At 44.7% G+C, this 18,548-nt stretch carries 17 protein-coding genes; 6 read left to right on the top strand and 11 right to left on the bottom strand.

Annotated features, from left to right (window positions below):
* Positions 1 to 104 precede the first annotated feature (104 nt).
* The 3 genes from B5F90_RS06405 to B5F90_RS06415 all read right to left on the bottom strand — a co-directional run bounded on the left by B5F90_RS06405 (position 105) and on the right by B5F90_RS06415 (position 3,729).
* Positions 105 to 1,817, bottom strand: a complete 1,713-nt coding sequence (locus tag B5F90_RS06405) for an ATP-binding protein (protein ID WP_087361971.1) — start codon at positions 1,815 to 1,817, stop codon at positions 105 to 107.
* 49 nt (positions 1,818 to 1,866) lie between these two features.
* Positions 1,867 to 3,168 (bottom strand): site-specific integrase, encoded by a 1,302-nt coding sequence (locus B5F90_RS06410; protein WP_087361972.1) that lies wholly within the window; start codon positions 3,166 to 3,168, stop codon positions 1,867 to 1,869.
* 282 nt (positions 3,169 to 3,450) lie between these two features.
* Entirely contained in the window at positions 3,451 to 3,729 is a 279-nt protein-coding gene (locus B5F90_RS06415) for a DUF3853 family protein (protein ID WP_087361973.1), read from the bottom strand.
* A gap of 424 nt (positions 3,730 to 4,153) precedes the next feature.
* Between B5F90_RS06415 and B5F90_RS06420 the strand changes: the two genes are divergently transcribed.
* The 3 genes from B5F90_RS06420 to B5F90_RS06430 all read left to right on the top strand — a co-directional run bounded on the left by B5F90_RS06420 (position 4,154) and on the right by B5F90_RS06430 (position 6,350).
* Positions 4,154 to 4,348: a hypothetical protein gene (locus B5F90_RS06420; protein WP_087361974.1), complete on the top strand. Its 195-nt coding sequence runs from the start codon at positions 4,154 to 4,156 to the stop codon at positions 4,346 to 4,348.
* Positions 4,335 to 5,198, top strand: a complete 864-nt coding sequence (locus B5F90_RS06425) for a hypothetical protein (RefSeq protein ID WP_143256117.1) — start codon at positions 4,335 to 4,337, stop codon at positions 5,196 to 5,198. The genes B5F90_RS06420 and B5F90_RS06425 overlap by 14 nt, the downstream gene beginning before the upstream one ends.
* 156 nt (positions 5,199 to 5,354) lie before the next feature.
* Positions 5,355 to 6,350, top strand: a complete 996-nt coding sequence (locus B5F90_RS06430; RefSeq protein WP_087361976.1) for an NADAR domain-containing protein — start codon at positions 5,355 to 5,357, stop codon at positions 6,348 to 6,350.
* Between the two features lie 16 nt (positions 6,351 to 6,366).
* Here the strand turns inward: B5F90_RS06430 and B5F90_RS10820 are convergent, their stop codons facing one another.
* From B5F90_RS10820 to B5F90_RS06465, 7 genes are all read right to left on the bottom strand, one after another.
* Complete coding sequence (locus tag B5F90_RS10820) at positions 6,367 to 7,239, bottom strand: hypothetical protein (protein ID WP_143256118.1); 873 nt, start codon at positions 7,237 to 7,239, stop codon at positions 6,367 to 6,369.
* 72 nt (positions 7,240 to 7,311) lie between these two features.
* Positions 7,312 to 8,457 carry a GIY-YIG nuclease family protein gene (locus B5F90_RS06440; RefSeq protein WP_087361978.1) on the bottom strand — a complete coding sequence of 382 codons (1,146 nt, stop codon included), beginning with the start codon at positions 8,455 to 8,457 and terminating at the stop codon, positions 7,312 to 7,314.
* Positions 8,454 to 10,415 (bottom strand): DEAD/DEAH box helicase, encoded by a 1,962-nt coding sequence (locus B5F90_RS06445; protein WP_087361979.1) that lies wholly within the window; start codon positions 10,413 to 10,415, stop codon positions 8,454 to 8,456. Before B5F90_RS06445 ends, B5F90_RS06440 begins: the two co-directional genes overlap by 4 nt.
* A 2-nt stretch (positions 10,416 to 10,417) precedes the next feature.
* Positions 10,418 to 11,068 (bottom strand): hypothetical protein, encoded by a 651-nt coding sequence (locus tag B5F90_RS06450; RefSeq protein ID WP_143256119.1) that lies wholly within the window; start codon positions 11,066 to 11,068, stop codon positions 10,418 to 10,420.
* A gap of 5 nt (positions 11,069 to 11,073) precedes the next feature.
* Positions 11,074 to 11,961: a DUF2971 domain-containing protein gene (locus tag B5F90_RS06455; RefSeq protein WP_087361981.1), complete on the bottom strand. Its 888-nt coding sequence runs from the start codon at positions 11,959 to 11,961 to the stop codon at positions 11,074 to 11,076.
* A 3-nt stretch (positions 11,962 to 11,964) separates the two neighbouring features.
* Positions 11,965 to 14,655 carry a DNA methyltransferase gene (locus B5F90_RS06460; RefSeq protein WP_087361982.1) on the bottom strand — a complete coding sequence of 897 codons (2,691 nt, stop codon included), beginning with the start codon at positions 14,653 to 14,655 and terminating at the stop codon, positions 11,965 to 11,967.
* On the bottom strand, positions 14,655 to 14,981 hold the full coding sequence (locus B5F90_RS06465) for a helix-turn-helix transcriptional regulator (RefSeq protein WP_087361983.1): 327 nt from the start codon (positions 14,979 to 14,981) through the stop codon (positions 14,655 to 14,657). The genes B5F90_RS06460 and B5F90_RS06465 overlap by 1 nt, the downstream gene beginning before the upstream one ends.
* 391 nt (positions 14,982 to 15,372) lie before the next feature.
* Between B5F90_RS06465 and B5F90_RS06470 the strand changes: the two genes are divergently transcribed.
* The 3 genes from B5F90_RS06470 to B5F90_RS06480 are packed head-to-tail and all read left to right on the top strand — an operon-like array spanning position 15,373 to position 16,674.
* Complete coding sequence (locus B5F90_RS06470) at positions 15,373 to 15,699, top strand: SH3 beta-barrel fold-containing protein (protein WP_087361984.1); 327 nt, start codon at positions 15,373 to 15,375, stop codon at positions 15,697 to 15,699.
* A gap of 11 nt (positions 15,700 to 15,710) precedes the next feature.
* On the top strand, positions 15,711 to 16,028 hold the full coding sequence (locus B5F90_RS06475) for a hypothetical protein (protein ID WP_087361985.1): 318 nt from the start codon (positions 15,711 to 15,713) through the stop codon (positions 16,026 to 16,028).
* A gap of 1 nt (position 16,029) precedes the next feature.
* Positions 16,030 to 16,674 (top strand): recombinase family protein, encoded by a 645-nt coding sequence (locus tag B5F90_RS06480; protein WP_087361986.1) that lies wholly within the window; start codon positions 16,030 to 16,032, stop codon positions 16,672 to 16,674.
* 129 nt (positions 16,675 to 16,803) lie between these two features.
* Here the strand turns inward: B5F90_RS06480 and B5F90_RS06485 are convergent, their stop codons facing one another.
* Positions 16,804 to 18,162 (bottom strand): tyrosine-type recombinase/integrase, encoded by a 1,359-nt coding sequence (locus B5F90_RS06485; protein ID WP_087361987.1) that lies wholly within the window; start codon positions 18,160 to 18,162, stop codon positions 16,804 to 16,806.
* Positions 18,163 to 18,548: the final 386 nt, after the last annotated feature.

The following is an 18,548-nucleotide window of genomic DNA, read 5'->3' on the forward strand; positions in this document are numbered from 1 at the left end:
TTTTTATAGGGGCTTATTATTGTTGACTAAGTTATTGATTTGTAACTTAAAACGTGTGTTTATTGTCCAATTTTCTGGACAAATTTCTAGAAATATGGAGAATTTTATTGATATATCTCTTTAAGTGTATGTACGACAGATTCTGCTAAAGCATTAGTATCTTGAATGTTTCTAAATCTTTCATGGAAAAGATATTTTGTGCCTTTTTTCTGTCCTATTGATATGATTATTTTATCTGCTAGTAATTTGGTAATTAGATATTTGATCTGACTTCTGTTGGGAGTGTCTTTGTATTGATCTAGTATAATGCCAATACTTCTAGCTTCATTATTTCCTAAGGCTGTTACAAAATTTCTTATGTCAGAAATAATATATGGACCTATTTTCTGATTTTCAATTCGCTTGTATGCGTAATAGTGTTGCGGTAATGTGAAAACTCCTTGGCTATCTGTATTGATTAATCCTTTAGTTTTTAAACTATCTATTGTTGTCGTATTGTATGATTTAGAGCTTTTGTTTTTTATGAAATATAAGGTTAAAACCTCATCTACACCTAATGTTAAACGTCCGTCTTTATAGAAAGGACTAAGGAGTGAAAGAAATGCAGAATCTTCAATAATTGCCGATAGATGTAATACGACCTGGAAATAATCTGAATGGGTATAATCTGGCATACCCTTTCCTTCAGCTAAAGTATATGCATAAATTTTATCGACTCCTTGGCCACTTCGTTCTACTAATCCTGTTTTTTCGAGGATCTCTGTCATTAGTCGGGAACGAGGTGTACTATTGACCGTTATTAAATTATCAAGTGTTACGCCTTTGGGAAATCCCCCGGAATTAGAAAATATAATCTTGGTCGGATATTGTTTTATTACTGTTTCACTGGAGATTTTGTAATCTCGATGTGCTATTGCGTTTAAAATTGCTTCGCGAACAACTTCTTCGTTAAAATCATAAACGTTTCGTAGATATCCTCCTGTTTGTAAGAAAGGATGTTTTTTATTTAATGCGGGCTGATTGATAAGTCCCCATAGCTGTTTGATTGCTAAAAATAATGGAGCAATAATTACTTGTCTAAAGTCGTGGTGAATTTGAAAATCTTCGTTCCGGTATTCCCAAATGATTTGAGCTTGTGGCAGGTATCTCTTTATAACGTCAGATTTGGCTAATAGCAATAATGCTGCGTAGGTTAGTTGCCCTTCTCTTGATAAATTTAAATCGGAAAGAATTCGATCTATTGGAAGATGAATAAGACTGGTGTTCTCTTGTTTATTGGCATAAGCATTTTTCATCTCATCAATAGCGTTTTCATCTAAGTCTGCTAAAGTTAGGCCTTTGCAAATAGTTGCAGAAAAGTCAGGCTCTTGTTCGCTCAAGATAGCATATTCTTCATCGTCTGACATATTTCGTAGACTTTCGCCGGTTCTCATTAACGCGACACCTTCGAATTTCATTCTTCTACCTATTGGCCGACCTGGAATTGTCGTTACTAAAACTCGTTTGCCAGAAGGGTCATAGAGTTCTTCGCAATGGACTCTGATTTTTAATTTTTCATAGACGTCGTCTTCTAATGCTCCAATTTCTCCCTTTGCAAAGTCTGTTCCTACGACATCATGAGGTTTATGGTCTGCCATTCCGAAAATAAGGCGACCCCCATGTTCATTACTTAATGCCACAACATAGCCAAGGAAACATTTGCGACGCTCCGCTTGATCCGTATGGCTGCCACCATTGTATGGGAAATTGTGCTTGGCTTCTTTAAATTCTACATGATCCTCGGATTCCCGTAATATTTTTAATTCTTCAATTGTCATATGTGTATAATTTTTGTAAATATAATAAAAATAAAGCTTTTCCCTTGGTTTATTTTTTTCTGAAATAGGGGTGGCTCATCAGCTCTAGGGCGGTCTGCTCCTCAGTGATCTTGATGTATTTCATAAACTCCCGTTCGGTCTTGTGGCCCGTGATCTTCATGATGGCGATGGTCGGGATCCCCGCCAGGTACATGTTCGTTGCGCCGCTGCGGCGTGCCGTGTGGGTCTTCACCAGCTCGCACTTCTCGACCAGCCGGCTCTTCTTCTCGCCATTCTCGATGTAGGAGACCTCGACCTTTTCCGTGATGCCCGCCTCGCGCGCAATCTCCTTGATGAGGTGGTTCACCTTCTGCTCGTAGGTTCTTGGCAGCCGGTTGTCGTACTTCTCCAGGATGGCCTGCAGCTCGGGCCGGACCGGAATGACGACGTGGTTGCCGGTCTTCTGCTGCTTGAGGTCGATGACCTGCTGCCCGTTCTCCAGCGTGCGGATGTTGCCTTCGTTGATGGTCGAGTAGTCGCTGAAGCGCTGTGCCGTGTAGCACCCCACCAGGAAGATGTCGCGGGCAACCTCCTTGTGCCGGTTTTTCGAGAGGTCGAGCGCGGCGATGGCCCGGATCTCCGACTCCGTCAGATAGATGTTCTCCACGTCGGCCGTCAGCACGCGGAACTTGCGGCTCTCGATCGCCCCGTTGTCGTGCAGACCCTCCTCGCGGGCCGCGCGCATGATGATCTTCAGCTCCTTGACGTGGCGGCCGATCGTATTGACGGAGTAGTTCTTGGCGGTGAACCAGGCGACGAAGTCGTCGTAAAACTTCAGGTCGATGTCGGCAAAGTCGAACTGCTTGCGCCGGGCCTTGCAGTACTCGTCGAACTGCACGACGAACCCCTTGTAGTTCTTGATGGTCGAGGGGCCGTAGCGGAGTTTGTGGATGTTCAGCCGGGTGCCCTCCTCCATCTCGCGCGTGAAGCGGGCGATGTAGTCGCCGAGTGATTCGCGGCTGCGGACGCGGCGGCCGGTGGTGAGGCTGCGCGGGTGGTGGAAGCTGTAGATGATCTTCTCCAGCCGCGTCTTCGTCATTGCGTGCTCGGGATCCTTGGCAATCTCTCCGAGGATGTGGCTGCGCAGTTCAGAGAGATTCTTGGTCAGCTCGCGCCCCTGCTGCTCGGTGAAGTCATCGGTAAAGGTGAAGCGGCTTTTGACCGTCTGCTTTTTATCATCCCAGGCGTCGGAGAGCACCAGATACTGGGTGTCGGTATAGAACGAGGTGTGCCGGTCGACGTTGAATCGGATGAGGACCTTGGTCAGAATTCCTTTGCGGGTTGTGCGGATGCGGTAGGAGAAAGTAGCCATACGGTTGGGTTTTATCTTCGGGACAAAGATAGAAAATTTGTACGGCATTTGTACGGCATCGGCCGAATTTTCGAAAACTTCCAGACCTCGCAGTTGATGAAAAACAGCTGTAAAATATTGATATATAGATAAAATAAAATTAAAATCGGTAAAATTTGATTAAAATTTATGGCGTCCGCTTCAGACCTCAGATTTGTAGAAATTGCCATTGTAAATCAATAGTTTACGATGGCAATTTTTCTTTTACACACAGATATACACACGGATTTCACAATTTATCTATTAGTGGTAATGGGGTGTTTTCTTAATTAATGCCTCATCGACTTTACGGGAATCAAATAGAATCATGCGCCCATCTTGGACAAAGGGAATGGCGTTTTCGTTCTTCAGCTTTTGGGCTTTACTTCTGCTGATACCCAAATATTCTGCCAATCCGTTGATTCCTCGAATGAACTTCAAATTATTATTCTCCTTGTTAATTGTGATTTTAGCAACCTCTTCGGCTACGACTTTTCTGATTAAATCTTCTAATCCATTTACATCAACATTGAAATTTAGCATTTATAGATAAATCATTTTTCTTCTTATTTCTATTCGCTCAAGCAACGCTTGCCCTCTTTTTCAGCAGGTCAGAGTACCCATCGAGGTTGTGTAATTATATGTTTTTTAAAATTAAAAAACAAATTGTTTATATATTTTTTTAATAATTAGACACGTATCCAATATAGATTGGATTGCAAAACAGGCTCCATCTCAATCTGACATATATGTTGATATATAGTGTGTTAACGTGTATAAGCGCCCTTAACTAAATCTATCAGAGATAGGTATGCTAGATGGGGGTACTGTTGTTTGTATATCGCGCAGACATATTTTTATAAAAAATAAAATCAACTTTTCTTGCCTTTCACTCTTGACTTTTTAAGCATTCATACTATTTATTATTTATATAGAAAGATTTAATAATTATAAAAAATAAATAAGTATGAATAAAAACTACAAACGTCAATACAGAGAGTTGGATGACGAAACGAAAAAGAAAATAAGCCAATCGCTAAAAGGGAGAAGTAAAAGTTACAACCACACACAACACATTTCTCAAGGTTTGAAAGCCTATTGGCAGAATGTGCCATCCAAAAATAAGAGTGTAGAATCTGATAAAGCGGATGGCATCATGTAAGTTAGGTACAACGATTATTGATGAGTTGAGGCTCTGCTACATTGCGGAGCCTTCATTGCTTGACAATCTGAGTTCTGTGACTTTTGGGGGACATATTGATTTCACAAATTTTTCTATGATTCGCATTGTCGGACAGCACTTCCGCTATTTGTTTCGGGTGTTCGATAATGATAAACATCAAGTGGGGAGTTTATACTTTGGACAGTATGGTGATGTAAATACCTGCTACGTATGGTTCAAATTTGAAAATAGAGTTTTATACGATGGTGAACAGTTCCGTACTACTCTTGATATTCCCCGCCAATTGAATCTGCATTTCAACAATATTACGGCGATTGATTTGACCAAGGATTTTAGAAAAAATATAGTCAATATCATACGAAGATTATACAAGAACGAGCAGATTACAACGATTGTGAATGGGAAGGCTGTCAAGAACAGAAAACAAATTATTCCTGAATTTCATATTGACTATTCGGTTAGTCTCGAACGTCTTAGGAATCCGACCTTTTATGCTAAGCAAAAGAAGGCGTTGCATGACAAAACCAAAGGCATTTGTGTGTGTTGTTATGACAAGAAAACGGAGGTGGAGACAGAAAGCCACAAACAATATATTTTGGACTTTTACAATAATCCAAAGTCTCTACATAGACTTGAAGTTCACCTAAATGCAGATGAAATCAGAACCTACTGCTCTGCGGTGCATATGGTCCAATCTGTTGATTTGATTTTTGATAAAGACTTCCTGACCAATATGTTCTACCATCATCTCGCCTCAGTTGTGAGATTTACTAAAGGAAGAACTAAACTTGATTGGCGAGACATTTTATGCAGTGACAGGACAATATAACAACCACCCCTGCCACTGCATCTATTTTTGGCTTATTTTTCTATAAATCAGAAAAATAATTACAAGAATAGTCATGCAATTTTATTCATGTAATTTTATTAATTAAAAGATATGTATTGTAATAAAAATTATTACATTTATGAAAAATAAAATTATATGAATGAATTAAGAGTTAAACAAATTATAAATCAGAGAAATATATCTGTAAGACAATTTGCAGAGATGCTTGGCATTACCCGTGAACATTGTTATCATGTTTTAAGGGGAGAGAATGTCAGTAAAAAGCAGTTGGAGAATATGTCAAGGGTGTTGAATATGCCCATTCGGGAGTTGTACACAACTCCCGATGAGATAGTCTCTGATTATAATCCTTATCGCATAGTCTTTGGGCGCACGGAGCATTACAAGGCTGCGGATATAATACCCTTCTCGAAGCTGTCGGGTAAGTATGGAGCCTTCTCAAATATGAGTACTGCTTACCCTGTTGATTTGTTCGGGCATCATTGTTACACGTCAGAGCATTTGTTCATTGCCTTGCGTTTTTCGGGGCATCCTGATTTACAAAAAGAGATTTTAGAATATGAAAACGCAATGTGGTGCAAAAAGATATTCATTAACTCTAAGGAATATGAACCATACCGGTACCCCCAATGGCGAGATAACTATTTTGATATTGAGGTAATGAAATATATTATCAATCTTAAGTATCAACAAAACGAAGGATTCAGGACCCTACTCAATAAGACAAAGGGGAAAATCATTGTTGAAGATACGACGATGCAGAACACTTCAGATTCCGCCTTGAGATGGGGATGTCAGGACCTGCAAAAACGTGATTTAATCAAGCAAACAAGAAAGAGCGTTCAGCAATTTATTACAGAAAACCTGAATAAAGGAAAGAAGAAGGAGGCTGCGTTAAAAAAGCCTCGGACAGAATCAGCTCAAAAGCGGCAGGAACAGAAACTGAAAAAGTGGGAAGCAATAGTGGAAAAGGTGCAGGATGTATATGAGCAGGCGCTATTGGAACATTGTCATTATACGCTGTCAGGAGAGAATGCTTTGGGGAAAATCCTGACTGTTATCCGAGACCAAGGATACATTGATTATCATTTGGATTACCCGCTGTATTTTTTTGAACATAAAATCGGGTAAGTCTCCTGTAAAATCATCATTTCATGTTGTGAATCCACTTCAGAACGGTATTTCCCGTGCTCCCTTTCTCCCATACGTACCATGCGTAAATTTCAAGATTCATACCACTTTCATACGCTTCGAATCTGCCATTTTTGGCAATGCAGATACGCTCGATGTACACATACACTTTTGAAGGAGGGTATTTCTTGAAGATAGCATATCGGGGTTTTGAAGAGAGGTAACGTAAGGGTAGGAGCATGGCAATCTTGTCTTTGTAGATGCGCATTGCCTGTTCCAACATCGGAATAAAAAGTGTATAGGGAGGATTTGTTATGATATCATACTTCCCTATCTCCCAATTGTGCTTGAGAAAATCAATACCGCCTATTCCATATCCCCTGTCAATGATATCAAAAGAGTCAACTTCATATCCTGCCTTCTTTATCTCTTCTGCCATAAAACCACCTCCGCAGCACGGTTCGAGAACAGGACTTGTGAATTGCTCTTCCCGTAAAATATCCCGTGTTACATTAGGTGCAGTTGCATAATAATCCTGAAGTTGTCTCAGGTCATGTTTTGATAGTTGTTTACTATCAATTCGTGGGATGTGTTTTTCTTCTCGCGCATAGGGTAAATATTTACAAACCGTATTCTTTGAAAAATGCGTTTTTTGCGCAATCTGCACGATAGTCATATTGGGATTGCTGCTAAGTGTTTGACGTAGCTTTTCTACAATTTGGATTTTTAATTCATAGCGTCTGTCTATATTGTTGGCTTTAATGTAATAGCGTATCCCTGCCTCAGATACTCCATTACGACGGGCATTTTCCGTAATTGACAATGATGGGTTATATTTGATGGTATTTTTACGTGGCATAATGTTGATTCCAATCTCGGCAAGATGCATTAAATGTCTAAATTTACAAAAATAATATCTGCCATCCAGCGGGTGGCAGATATTTTTGTACTATGTTATTTTTTATAACAACACAATCTGCTTCAACTGCGCATCGTAGGCAATCGGCTGACCATTGATGATATAATTCACTGCCTGCTCGATAATCGGTAGCGGGACAATGAACCACTCCTTCGGATTGGAATCTCCTGCAGAAAGTTTCAGTTGTACATGGCTGAACAATTTGTGAATCAGATTCTCAAATGCCACCGCCTTGACATTGAACACTTGCCACGACGCGACGACCTCCACATCGGCAAACAGGTAAGTCGCATCATTCTTGGCGTTGGCTATTCGCTCCTCGACTGTTTGAGTTGTGAATCCAATCTTGTACAGGTCTTTGATGGACGCTATCTCGGGGTCTGTCGATTTTGAACGCAACACATAGATATGCCCGCTCGGTATGTCATTTTCGGTAACGGTGAATCGCTTTTTCAGGAGGTCATCATCCGACAGCGTCATGTCCCGCACGGAATATCCGTCCGTGTAGATTGCCTTTGCCAAACTTTGGAGCAGGACATCGGACTGCAAGCCGTTTTCATAGATGCACAACGTCCTGCCATCCAACTTGTAGTCTTTCTTTCTCGTTACGCCTTCAATCTTGGCCAAGAGGACAAGAATATTGTCCACAACGAAATAGGCACCCGCTCGGAGATGCTCATCCTTGAACTTGACCAACTTGTAACGCCCGTCTTTCAGCTTGGCATGAACCGCCCTGAACCCCGCAGCATACTTCTCTTCGAAATCCTTGCATACGACCCGTTGAGCAATGTAATCGGGGCGTTCAATGGACGCCTTCTTCATGTACTCGGGGACTTCAAAGATACTTTGCACCTCCGACGGAGTATCATACATCGGGTCTTTGAACAAATCCATCAACTGCTCATCGATGGACTTCTCCTTCTCCTGCAACAGTCCCAAAGAATCATAAGGCAGACATTTGGCGCGCTTCTTCTCGTCCTTGCGGATGGAGCTCAGAGTCCTTGCCAAGGTCATTTCATTGATAGTGCCGTCTTCCTGCGGCTCACGATTGTTTGCCTCGACAAAAGAGACCACCTCCAAGAACGAGTTGACAAGACGGTCGCTCGAGGTCTTCTTCTGCACAGGGGCCTTTACATCGGCGAACTCCTCCGTATCGAAGAGTTTCAACAGCTCCTCATTCCAATTCATAGCTTGCCCGTCTGTAAGTATTCGCGCTTCTTTTTCGCCACAAAATCAATCGCCAAGGCAATCCTCTTGGCCAAAGGTTCCGTATCGCTCAACGTGGGGATTGCACCGTGATGCTCCTCCTTATACTTGGGCAGATAATTTTTCAGAAGAAGCACTGCCTCCTCGATGCTCATGTCCGAACGCTGCTCCTCAATGCTGAACTGAATGGCGCGCAGGACCTCGGGAGTCAGCGACTTTGCCATGATTTCGTATGCCCGTTGGAAGGGGTTGATGCTGTCAATCAGATTGATGGACAGTTTGCTCAATTCAACGCCCTTATCACAGAATTTGTTGGCTATGTTGATAAACTCGCGCCCGTGTTCGTCGACCGTAACTTCGGCTCCCTGCGTTGCAATCGAGAGCACCAACTGCTGACGCACGCATTCCACCTCCTGTTCCGTAAGCGTGGGATATTTCTCCTGAATGACCTTGGGTATCAGGCTCTGCGTAATCACCTCGGCAATCGCATCGTTTGCCATCGCCTGCTTCAGGATATCGCTCGAAAGCACCGTTGCCTTCAACTCCGTAATGTCGTTCTCGATGATGGCTTTGGCCCGCTCCGTGGGCTCAGCCAACCCCTTTACGTGAAGTACGCGGTTCTTGCGGTCCACCACCTCCTCGTCGTCATCGCGCTTGGTGCGGAAATCCCACTTGGGTGCCATCACCTGCTCCATCAGCAGCGAAACGGCTATCGCCTTCAGCATGTTGTTCACCGCCACGCTGACCTCCTCCTGCGCCGCATCGGGACACGGCACGAGGTTGATGAACTGCGCATGCGTTTTACCCTCGCAGTCACGGGTGCAGCGACCGATAATCTGCACGACCTCGGTCATGGAGGCGCGCATTCCAATCGTCAGGCAGACCTCGCACCACTGCCAATCGAACCCCTCCTTGGCCGTACCCAACGCTATCAGAATATCAAGCGCATCCTTGCGGTCCATCCGCTGCAGGTAACTTTGCAGCGCAGCCCGCTGAGCCACGTTATCCTCGACCAAATCGCCCACCTTGAGGAGTCTGCCGTCGGGCGTGCGCACTATCTTGATGAAGTGCTCCGCATCCTCATCGACCACCTCGCCAATCTCGGCTATGATGTCGGCAACGATGTCGTACTTCTTGGCGTAGGACTCCCTGCCCTGTACGGGCGGAATGTGAATCAACGTCTTTTTGGTCGTATCCAATGCCTCGGGAATTGCCGTGATGAACTTCCCCGTATAGAACTGATACCCCAATCCCAAACTCTTGAGATACTTGTACCCGTTCAGCTGACGGTAGTAGTCGTAGTTCACCGACGGCATGAAGAGCTGCTCGTCCTCGGGACGCAGAATCGGCATTTGGTCCCCGCGGAAGTAGGAGCCCGTCATCGCCATGATATGCGCCGAGGTGGAGGTGATTAACCGACGTATCAGTTCGCCCAAATCGTTGTAGGCATCCGCCGAACCGTGGTGGAACTCGTCGATGCCGAAGAAACAGTCGTTCAACTCCTCATCCCTGACCTCTTTCAGGGCATTGCGCAGCGTGGCATGGGTGCAGACAAGTATTCGGTTGGGGCTGCTGCGGAGAAACTCCTTGAAGCGGGCGGATTTGCGGCTGTCGTCGCTGCCGCTGCACAGGTTGAAGTAGTCCGACACCTGCCAATCGTCGAAGAACCCGTACCGTTTGAGTTCCGTGCTTCTGAACGACCGCCCGATGGATTTTTCGGGGACGGCGACAATCACCTTCCGTATGCCTTGGTTGGCCAACTTGTCCAACGCGACAAACATCAAGGCGCGGCTTTTGCCCGAAGCGGGCGGAGCCTTCACGAGCAGATACTTTCGGTTGCGCTGTTCATAGACCATGCGCTGCATTTCGCGCATACCCATGGCATCGACATTGGTTGAAGCCCCCGTTTGGTTGTAGGATATATTGACAAGTTTTTCCATGGCTAATCTATATCTGCATAAACATTATCTGTTGACACCTCTTTCCCTGCTATTATCTTTTCCATCCTCGCATAAAAGGCTTTAATTATTCTTTGAAACTCATCCTTGATATACGAATAGTTTTTGTGTGATTTTATATCTTTAATAAATAGATTACAACATTCCATATAAATTGGAACATCTTCCGGTTTTATTGTTTTATGATTTACAAGCAATAAATATTTCTCAAGGTCATATATCGTTCTGATGCAATCATCCTTACTATGCACTAAATCTAAAGTATAGCTTGTAGCTATTAATTCATTGGGAAAAGCATTGCTGGCATCTTTCAGTGATTTTGTCGCAGTTGATGCTGCCAAGCTATATACACCTTCATATACATCTGATTTCAAGAGTGCAAGATTATTATTTGCGCTCTCCAATTCACTTTTGAGCCTATCTACCTCCGCCAATTTCTGGCGTATTTCTATGGCATTGTAAATTTGATAGCCAACCAAGAAAGTAATGCTGATGCCAATAAGCGCAGTCATTACACCAATGAAGGTTCCCAAGTCTATGACACTATTGGGAGTAACTCGGAAAAATATAACGGCAAGTGTTACAATAGAAACTGCGAGTGCAACTATTGACAGAATAAAAGATTTATTTTCCATAATATTTATCCTCTATACGGAACGTTGGATTTAATGATTTTATCGGGAGACCAAAATATACCTTTTTGCCCCAACAGTAATAAAATGGAGTTGCGGGTTCGCTCAAAGTCGCGAGTAGGACCTACAAAAATATTCCGCAGGTATTCAAATGGTATTTTTTCTTCTCTGTAGGGTATAATTTCACCATTGCGCTCCCTGAATCGAAAGTTAGCCCTTTCATTGACAAGCATTCTAAATTCTTGCTCATCCTTGTATGCTTCGTGTTTCAGATAAGAGGCTACCCCTGCGTAAATAAAAGGAGCAACCATAAAGGTTAATCCTATCTTATATTTCTCATTCATTTCAAGAGAACTCCTCATTCCACGAAAAAGGTCGCATTTGTTTTTGTAAAAAACTCGTATCTTTTGTTTCAGCTTTTCTTTGTGGTCTTTTGGAATATTATTGCTAATATAAATGCATGAATCAAATGAATAATCAGTTTTAAATCCCCTCATGCTATTCATATCAAAGCATAGCGCTAATCCATTCCCGTTTTGTCCATACATATTCCACATATGCAAAGAATCCTTCGCTTGGGAGAAAGAAATCATACACGGATTAAGAACACCTTGAAATTCCCAATGCTTAAATTCCAATATACCCCAATATTTAGGGAGCTCTTTGGCTTCTTTTAAGAAGGGATATATTTTCTCGTCTTCAGGAACGCCATCTTCCTCCTCAATCTCTTTGATAAGGGGTAAACATATTTCTATTCCAAATTCCAATTCCGTGGGGTCATTCATGTAGGCGTAATGCGTTGCCCACATGGTCAGGTTGGGATTTTTCTCTGCATCATAATCTTTGAGCATGCCAAGCAATCCCGCTCCCGTCGTATAGTGATACAGTTCTGCCATCGGTTACTTCTTTTTAGTCATCCGTTCATAGAGTTTGAAGAGGTATTCGAGCCGCTCTTCGTCCGAAAGGAAGGGCTCGGGGCGGTAGCAGCGCTCAACGGCGACATCCAACGCCTGATGCGCCAAACGCAGGTCTACGGGCATCGTCTCGGGATTGTACATCTCGCCCAATGTCATCTCCGTATGTTCGGCGCGTGCGCCCAATACCTCCCGTGCAAGGGCGTTCAACTCATTCTTCTGCTCGGCTGAAATCTTCGGGAACGGGAAGGTGTTGTAACACAGGGTTGCCGAATAGCGGTAATCCGTTTTCAATCTGCCCCCGACAGCCCGCACCCATATATTGTGCATCTTGGAGGTCAGCACCCCAAAAAGCCATAATTCCGCATCGTAAACGGCAAGTGCTGAATTAGGAATAACAACTTGTTCGTTTTTCTCAAAAAAACCGATAGGGATGTAATCCCTATTTTCAGAAGAGTGCGCAGGAACAATAATCGTATTACTCTCTATATTGAAAAATTCTCTGAACTGATAGGGGCGTTTTGCCAACTCCCGTCCTGCCTTGTCCTTGCTTTTCAACCGCACTTGTTTGGTCCGCTCAATCCGTGCCGCGATATACGGGTTTGCAAGCGCGCGGGGAAGGTCGGCATCATCAATCCAAAAGCAGTATCTATTTACTTTGTTGATGAACTCGTAGGAGCCGCACAGGCGTTTGACCAAATCGACGTCTTGGGGGTACAGGGCACAAAACTCCTCGTTTTCCTGCTCCGTCATCAGCAAGTTCCCTCCATCATAGGGCATGCAACCGAAGTTCATCTTGGGAAGGCCTGTCGGGGGAGTGTAGTTCTTGCGGACAATCAGATTGGCGCCCTCGCTCAGATAGGGGTTGATGTTCTGCACAAGGCGAATCTCCCGTTCATTGTACAGCTTCCGAAGCCCCGTATATTGCGATGCCACCCCAACGATTGCACAGGTTACCCCCGCATTGTGCTTGGCGTTGTTGGACCATTTGAACGAGGTGTGGGCAAAGAAGATGGTGAGGCCCAAATCGAAGATATGCCCCCACAACATGCCGACCTGTTCGCCCTGACACAGGGAGTTGGTGGTTACGAAGGCATAACGGGCGTGTGTTCCCTTGATATAGTGGGCACCCTTCCAAAACCAAGCCGAGATATAATCCATGCTCCTGTTCTCCTTGAGGGTGGGCATGGCTATCCGCAAATCCTCCTTTTGCTCGGGACTTTGCAACTTGCTTCCCAAATACGGCGGATTGCCCATCACATAGACCTCCTCCTCTGCCGTGTGGAGGCAGACCTCAGCCCAATCCATGCGGCAGGCATTGCCGCACACCACATTGCCATTCTGATGAAGCGGCAGCGGATTGGGGCGTGAGCCGAACGCCTCGTAGAACGCATTGTTCATCTGATGCTCCGCCAACCACAGCGACAGCCGTGCCGTATCGCAGGCATATTCGTCGATTTCGATGCCGAAGAACTGCGTCAGCCTGATGTTCGAGAAGGGCATGATGCCCTGACCGCCCGAGAGTTCCCGCAGGCGGTCCCATATCCGAATCTCAAGTGCTCGGATGGATTTGTAGGCGATGATGAGGAAATTGCCCGAACCGCAGGCAGGGTCGAAGAACTTGATTTTCGACAGCCGCACGAGCAGCTGATTCAGCCGTTTGGGGTTGTCCTTGCTGTTGGTGTACTCGTCGACGAGGGCGTCGAGGAAGAGCGGGCGGATGACCTTCTGAATGTTGGTGACCGACGTATAATGAATGCCCAAGCCCGCACGCATGTCGGGGGTGACGACCGCCTGAATCATCGAGCCAAAGATGTCGGGGTTGATGCGTTTCCAATCGTAGTCGCCGCACTTGAGCATCAGAAGGCGGGTTCTGTAGCTCAGCACGGGGATGGGGGTCTGCTCGCGGAACAGGCCTCCGTTGACATAGGGGAATCGGCGCACGGCCTCGGGCATGCTGCTGCGCTGTGCCGCATTGTCGGGGGTGGCCATGGCTTCGAACAGCTGACCGATGAAGGGGGCGAGGTCGGTGCCGTCACTCTTGGTACAGGTTTTCAGTGCGTTGGTGAAGAGGTTCACGTCGGGGAACAGTCCCGTGTCCTCGGCAAAATAGCAGAACAGCAGGCGCGACATGAAGAGGTTGAGCGCGTGGATTTGCTGCACGCCGTGCACGTCGTTGTAGCGGCGGATATCGTCGTAGATACGCGCCATCATCTCGGCAGATTTGACGTCGGCCTCCGCCTCCTCGGCATATCGGACCTTTTCGATGCCTGCCAACGGTTTGAAGAACTCGAAGTCGCGCCACAGCAGGTCGACGGTGTTGCTGTATATGTCGTCCTCCTTGGGGTCGCAGGCCAAGACGTTCGTGCCGTCGCAGACCACGTAGAGCCGCGGCTCCTTCTTGGCGACAGCGGGGTCGGAGGTCAGGGCGTGGAGTGCTTCGGTCAGGTCGCCCGACTCGACAGGGCGGTAGGCAAGTTTTTTCTTGACGAGCAGCGTGCGGCCGTCCTTGGCGTCGTTGCCTTTGCCGTCGACGATGCGTCGGATGCTTGCATCGCCGTAGCCGCAGAAGATGCGCAGCAGTTCAAAACCGAGCGTATCGCGGAGTTGGCGTCCGACGAGCTGCTTGAGTGCCTCGGCAGCCTGTATGTAGGAGAAAGATGCCTTCTTTGCCATTATTCCTGTTGTGTTTGGTTGCGGATGAGGTCGGCCAAGGCGTCGAAATCCTGCCGATTGCGGATGACATACGCTTCGCCTTTGTAGGTTATCACACCTTGAAGGGTCTGCTCCTCCTCACGCGGTTTGAACAGGTCCCGAACCGACAGCCCAAGCCCGTCGGCTATCGTCTTCAGGGTTGAATATTGCGGATTGCCCTGCAAGGCGCGGGTCAGCGTCTCGCGGCTGATGCCGATTTGCTCGGCAAAGTCCTTCATCATCATTCCTCGCTCCTTGAGCAGCTCCTTCACACGCAATTCATCCGTGATTGTGACCTTGGTTTCCATCTCTTCAATTAGTTGACATATACATCAAATACAAAGTTAATAAAAAAGCCGCAAAATGTGCATTAGATGTGCTTTTTTGATAAAATAATTGCGCTTTACGTCAATTTTAAGGTTGAAATATTTGCATGTAATTGATTTATATTGTATCTTTGTAGTACAAGAAAAGGGTTAAACAATACATCAAAAGTCAATTATGGCACAGGCAAGAAAATATCACATCAGTCGCTCAGGCAGCGGTTGGGGGATTTGGGACATCGACGGCAAGAAGGTCATGGGATGCTGCTCGCATTTTCACGCAGTGGAGTGCCTGTACAAACTGATGGGGTGGAATTGGGACCCGACGAAGTATCGCAGAAATTATTAACGTGTAATAAAAAATCTTACAACTACTATGAATGCTTTGATTATTACCGAAATGACGGCAGTTCGAATGAATGTGATAGCAGACCGCACGCAGAATCTCTTGGCAGCAGGTGCGAAGGCTATGATGGTTGAGAACTTGAAGGAGAAGCTTCGCAACGGAATCGCTCACTTCATTTTTATCAAGAAAAACGGAGAGGTACGCGAGGCTTGGGGAACGACTTCAAAGAGCTTGGTTGAGAAGTATGTCAATGGCAGAGGATGCAGCCGAGAGGCATTCAAGACGACAGCTTATTTTGACATTGAGAAAGGCGCGTGGCGTTCACTGCGTTGGGAATCCATTGTCAAGGTCTTCTAAAGTGGGCAATTATGGCAGAGTATATTCTTTCGATTTTGCGCTTGGAACTGATGGTGGTGTTCTCGTGGGGCTTCCACCGCCCCACGGCACTGCCTGACGATGGAGGGTTGGCATTTAAGGTGGACGGATTCAAGCATCGGGGATGGGTGTTCGTCAAGTACAATGAAGGGAAGGACCTGTTTGACGTAGAGCTGCGCGACAATGCCATGACCATAATTCGAGTTATTGAGGATGTATACTTTGACCAATTGGTTAATGTGATTGACCATGCTGTAGAACACACCTCAGATTATGAAAAACGAGTAAAGAGACTTTATAACATCCAATAACATGAAGGTCGTACTACTTTGTCGTGTTTCTACAAATGCGCAAGATTATAGCAGGCAGGTCAATGAGTTGACGGCATGCTGCCGGCAACAGGGATGGTCAATTGAGTACATTTTTGCCAACAAGGTTTCGGGAGCCAAGAAAAATGAGGAACGCGCCGAAATCATGGAGATGGTGGAATACGTCAAGACACACGCGATTGACCGAGTATGTGTCCTTGAGATTTCCCGTTTGGGGCGTAATACACTCGAAGCTCTGAAAGTTATTCAACTTCTCAATGAGCATGGGATATGCCTATATGTCAAGAATTACAACCTTGAAACTATTGTCAACGGGAAAATCAACCCCATTGCTTCGTTGATTTGCACAATCCTGTTGGAGATAGCACAGATGGAGCGTCTGACTATTCGGGAACGGATGGAGAGCGGCAGGGAACAATATATTGCCAAGTGTCGAGCGGAGGGCATTAAGATGGGGCGCCCATCATCTTATAAGAAAACAGATGAACAGATGAAAGCGCAGTATGCAAAAGAAATCTCCCTGTTGCGAAAAGGGCTATCGTTAAGGCAGATTAACGCCATTACAGGGACGTCAATCATGACTATTCGCAAACTCTATAAATTTGCAGATAAAGCTATTTTAAAATAAAAAGATAATCTATCACAAAAATATCTGCCATCAGAAACGGTGGCAGATATTATTTTAGCACAGTTAAGATTTTAGTACAAAAAAATGTCTATTTATCAGAGGTGTTAATGACAAGATGCAAAAGTATTTCTATTCGATATCTTTAATAGCGGCTTCTTTCTGTTCGTCATCGACCGCATAATAACGCCCAAAGGCTTTCGAGCCTTTGATGTGTCCTGACATGGATGCGATAACCGAATCGTCATTCCCTGCTTTTTTGAGAGAGGCAATGAAGGTTTTTCGGGCATTGTGGCTGCTGATTACTTCATGAATGGGAACAGATTTTTTGGTCATGGTGTGTTTATCAAGAATGATTACCTTACGGGATATTCCTAAGCTTTTCAGCAGCTCTTTGATGCCATCATTGTATTGTTGTTGGCTGATATGTGGCATAAGCTTCCCGTCGGGCATATCGTAGCGTTTTAGAATCTCTTTAGCTTTTAAAGATAATGGAATACGGCAGATACGTGGATTCTCTTTTATAGTCTTGTCCGCTATATATTCAATGTAGTTACCATCTTCAGAGATATTATCTTTTGTTAAAGCCTGTAAGTCTGAGATACGCGCTCCTACAAAGCACTCGAAAACAAACATGTCCCGTATTTTCTGAAGGCGTGTTGAAGTGGGAGAGCTTTCAAAAATCTTGTCGCGTTCTTCTTTCGTTAAAAAACAAGGGTCTTCATAAATTTCAGTCCCTATTTTATATTCCTCCAATGCTGCTATATTGATTTTATAATTCTTCTTGACCCATCTGAAAAATGCAGATAAAACACGCATATTGCGGATGCGTGTATTGTGCCCCTTAGGGCGAGGTCTGTCTTTTATCTTTGGAATATAATTGTATTTGCCGTCATCATTGTTATCGGTCGCCATGAAGAGGTCAAATGCTTCCATCATTTTTCCATTGCAATCAGGGAACTCTATTTTTCTTCGCCAACCAAATTGCTCAAAATGTTGGAAGTTATTAAAGGTGTTCTCATAGCTTTTAATACGACCTTTTCCAACATTATTGGTTGCTATAAATTTCCTGAACAATCCCCAAAAGGAGGTATCATCATCAGCTTGAATAGTATTTTTGACTTTTTTGATACGTTCATCTAATTTGGAGATAACCATGTCTCTTGTGATAGTCTGTGTGGCTAATTGAGACTCAAACTCCAAAACAGTAGATTTAATGATTGCAAGGTCGTTGTTTATGAAATTATAGGCAACTGAATTGCCGTTCTTGGTTCCATAGGAGTTTCTTTTCACTTTTTGAGTGCGAATAACTTCCCCTGTATTCTCGTCCACAATCTTAGAATCACTCCATCTGTCTGCATCTATTCTATAGCCGGTAACGTATCTAATCCTCATCCCTTTGAGATTGATATCAGCACAGATTGGGACCTTACTTGTAATTAATTGCCCGTTTTTATCTTTTCTTTTCTCTAAGATGAAATTGCAAGCCATTGTGTGTAGCGTTGGTTCTCAATATTGTTTACACACAAATATACACACAGATTTCTAAAGAATCAAAAAATCCTTAACTTATTTATATGTTCTTAATACACTGTTAATCAATGATTATTTTATGTTGTAAAATCTCTAAAAGGCTTTAAAATACCATATCTATATGTCCGCTTCAGACCTCACAGAAACCGCGTTGTAGATGTCTGCAACGCGGTTTTCTTTTGTCCTGTTGCGGCGTTGTCCTGCCACAGCGTTTTGGGGCGTTATAAAGCGCCGCGCTGTTCCCTCTGCCGGCGTGGAGTGTCGGCGCGGGGCCCGTGTGGGGTCCGTGTGGAATCTGTGTGGGGCTTGGATGCGGGGCGTGCTTCGGTGCGGAAATTGATTTG

Source organism: Alistipes sp. An31A, assembly GCF_002159425.1.
GTDB lineage: Bacteria > Bacteroidota > Bacteroidia > Bacteroidales > Rikenellaceae > Alistipes > Alistipes excrementigallinarum.

Excerpts from the sequence above, each read along its gene's own strand:
- B5F90_RS06405 (WP_087361971.1), bottom strand. The coding sequence starts at position 1,817 with ATGACAATTGAAGAATTAAAAATATTACGGGAATCCGAGGATCATGTA.
- B5F90_RS06410 (WP_087361972.1), bottom strand. The coding sequence starts at position 3,168 with ATGGCTACTTTCTCCTACCGCATCCGCACAACCCGCAAAGGAATTCTG.
- B5F90_RS06415 (WP_087361973.1), bottom strand. The coding sequence starts at position 3,729 with ATGCTAAATTTCAATGTTGATGTAAATGGATTAGAAGATTTAATCAGA.
- B5F90_RS06420 (WP_087361974.1), top strand. The coding sequence starts at position 4,154 with ATGAATAAAAACTACAAACGTCAATACAGAGAGTTGGATGACGAAACG.
- B5F90_RS06425 (WP_143256117.1), top strand. The coding sequence starts at position 4,335 with ATGGCATCATGTAAGTTAGGTACAACGATTATTGATGAGTTGAGGCTC.
- B5F90_RS06430 (WP_087361976.1), top strand. The coding sequence starts at position 5,355 with ATGAATGAATTAAGAGTTAAACAAATTATAAATCAGAGAAATATATCT.
- B5F90_RS10820 (WP_143256118.1), bottom strand. The coding sequence starts at position 7,239 with ATGCATCTTGCCGAGATTGGAATCAACATTATGCCACGTAAAAATACC.
- B5F90_RS06440 (WP_087361978.1), bottom strand. The coding sequence starts at position 8,457 with ATGAATTGGAATGAGGAGCTGTTGAAACTCTTCGATACGGAGGAGTTC.
- B5F90_RS06445 (WP_087361979.1), bottom strand. The coding sequence starts at position 10,415 with ATGGAAAAACTTGTCAATATATCCTACAACCAAACGGGGGCTTCAACC.
- B5F90_RS06450 (WP_143256119.1), bottom strand. The coding sequence starts at position 11,068 with ATGGAAAATAAATCTTTTATTCTGTCAATAGTTGCACTCGCAGTTTCT.
- B5F90_RS06455 (WP_087361981.1), bottom strand. The coding sequence starts at position 11,961 with ATGGCAGAACTGTATCACTATACGACGGGAGCGGGATTGCTTGGCATG.
- B5F90_RS06460 (WP_087361982.1), bottom strand. The coding sequence starts at position 14,655 with ATGGCAAAGAAGGCATCTTTCTCCTACATACAGGCTGCCGAGGCACTC.
- B5F90_RS06465 (WP_087361983.1), bottom strand. The coding sequence starts at position 14,981 with ATGGAAACCAAGGTCACAATCACGGATGAATTGCGTGTGAAGGAGCTG.
- B5F90_RS06470 (WP_087361984.1), top strand. The coding sequence starts at position 15,373 with ATGAATGCTTTGATTATTACCGAAATGACGGCAGTTCGAATGAATGTG.
- B5F90_RS06475 (WP_087361985.1), top strand. The coding sequence starts at position 15,711 with ATGGCAGAGTATATTCTTTCGATTTTGCGCTTGGAACTGATGGTGGTG.
- B5F90_RS06480 (WP_087361986.1), top strand. The coding sequence starts at position 16,030 with ATGAAGGTCGTACTACTTTGTCGTGTTTCTACAAATGCGCAAGATTAT.
- B5F90_RS06485 (WP_087361987.1), bottom strand. The coding sequence starts at position 18,162 with ATGGCTTGCAATTTCATCTTAGAGAAAAGAAAAGATAAAAACGGGCAA.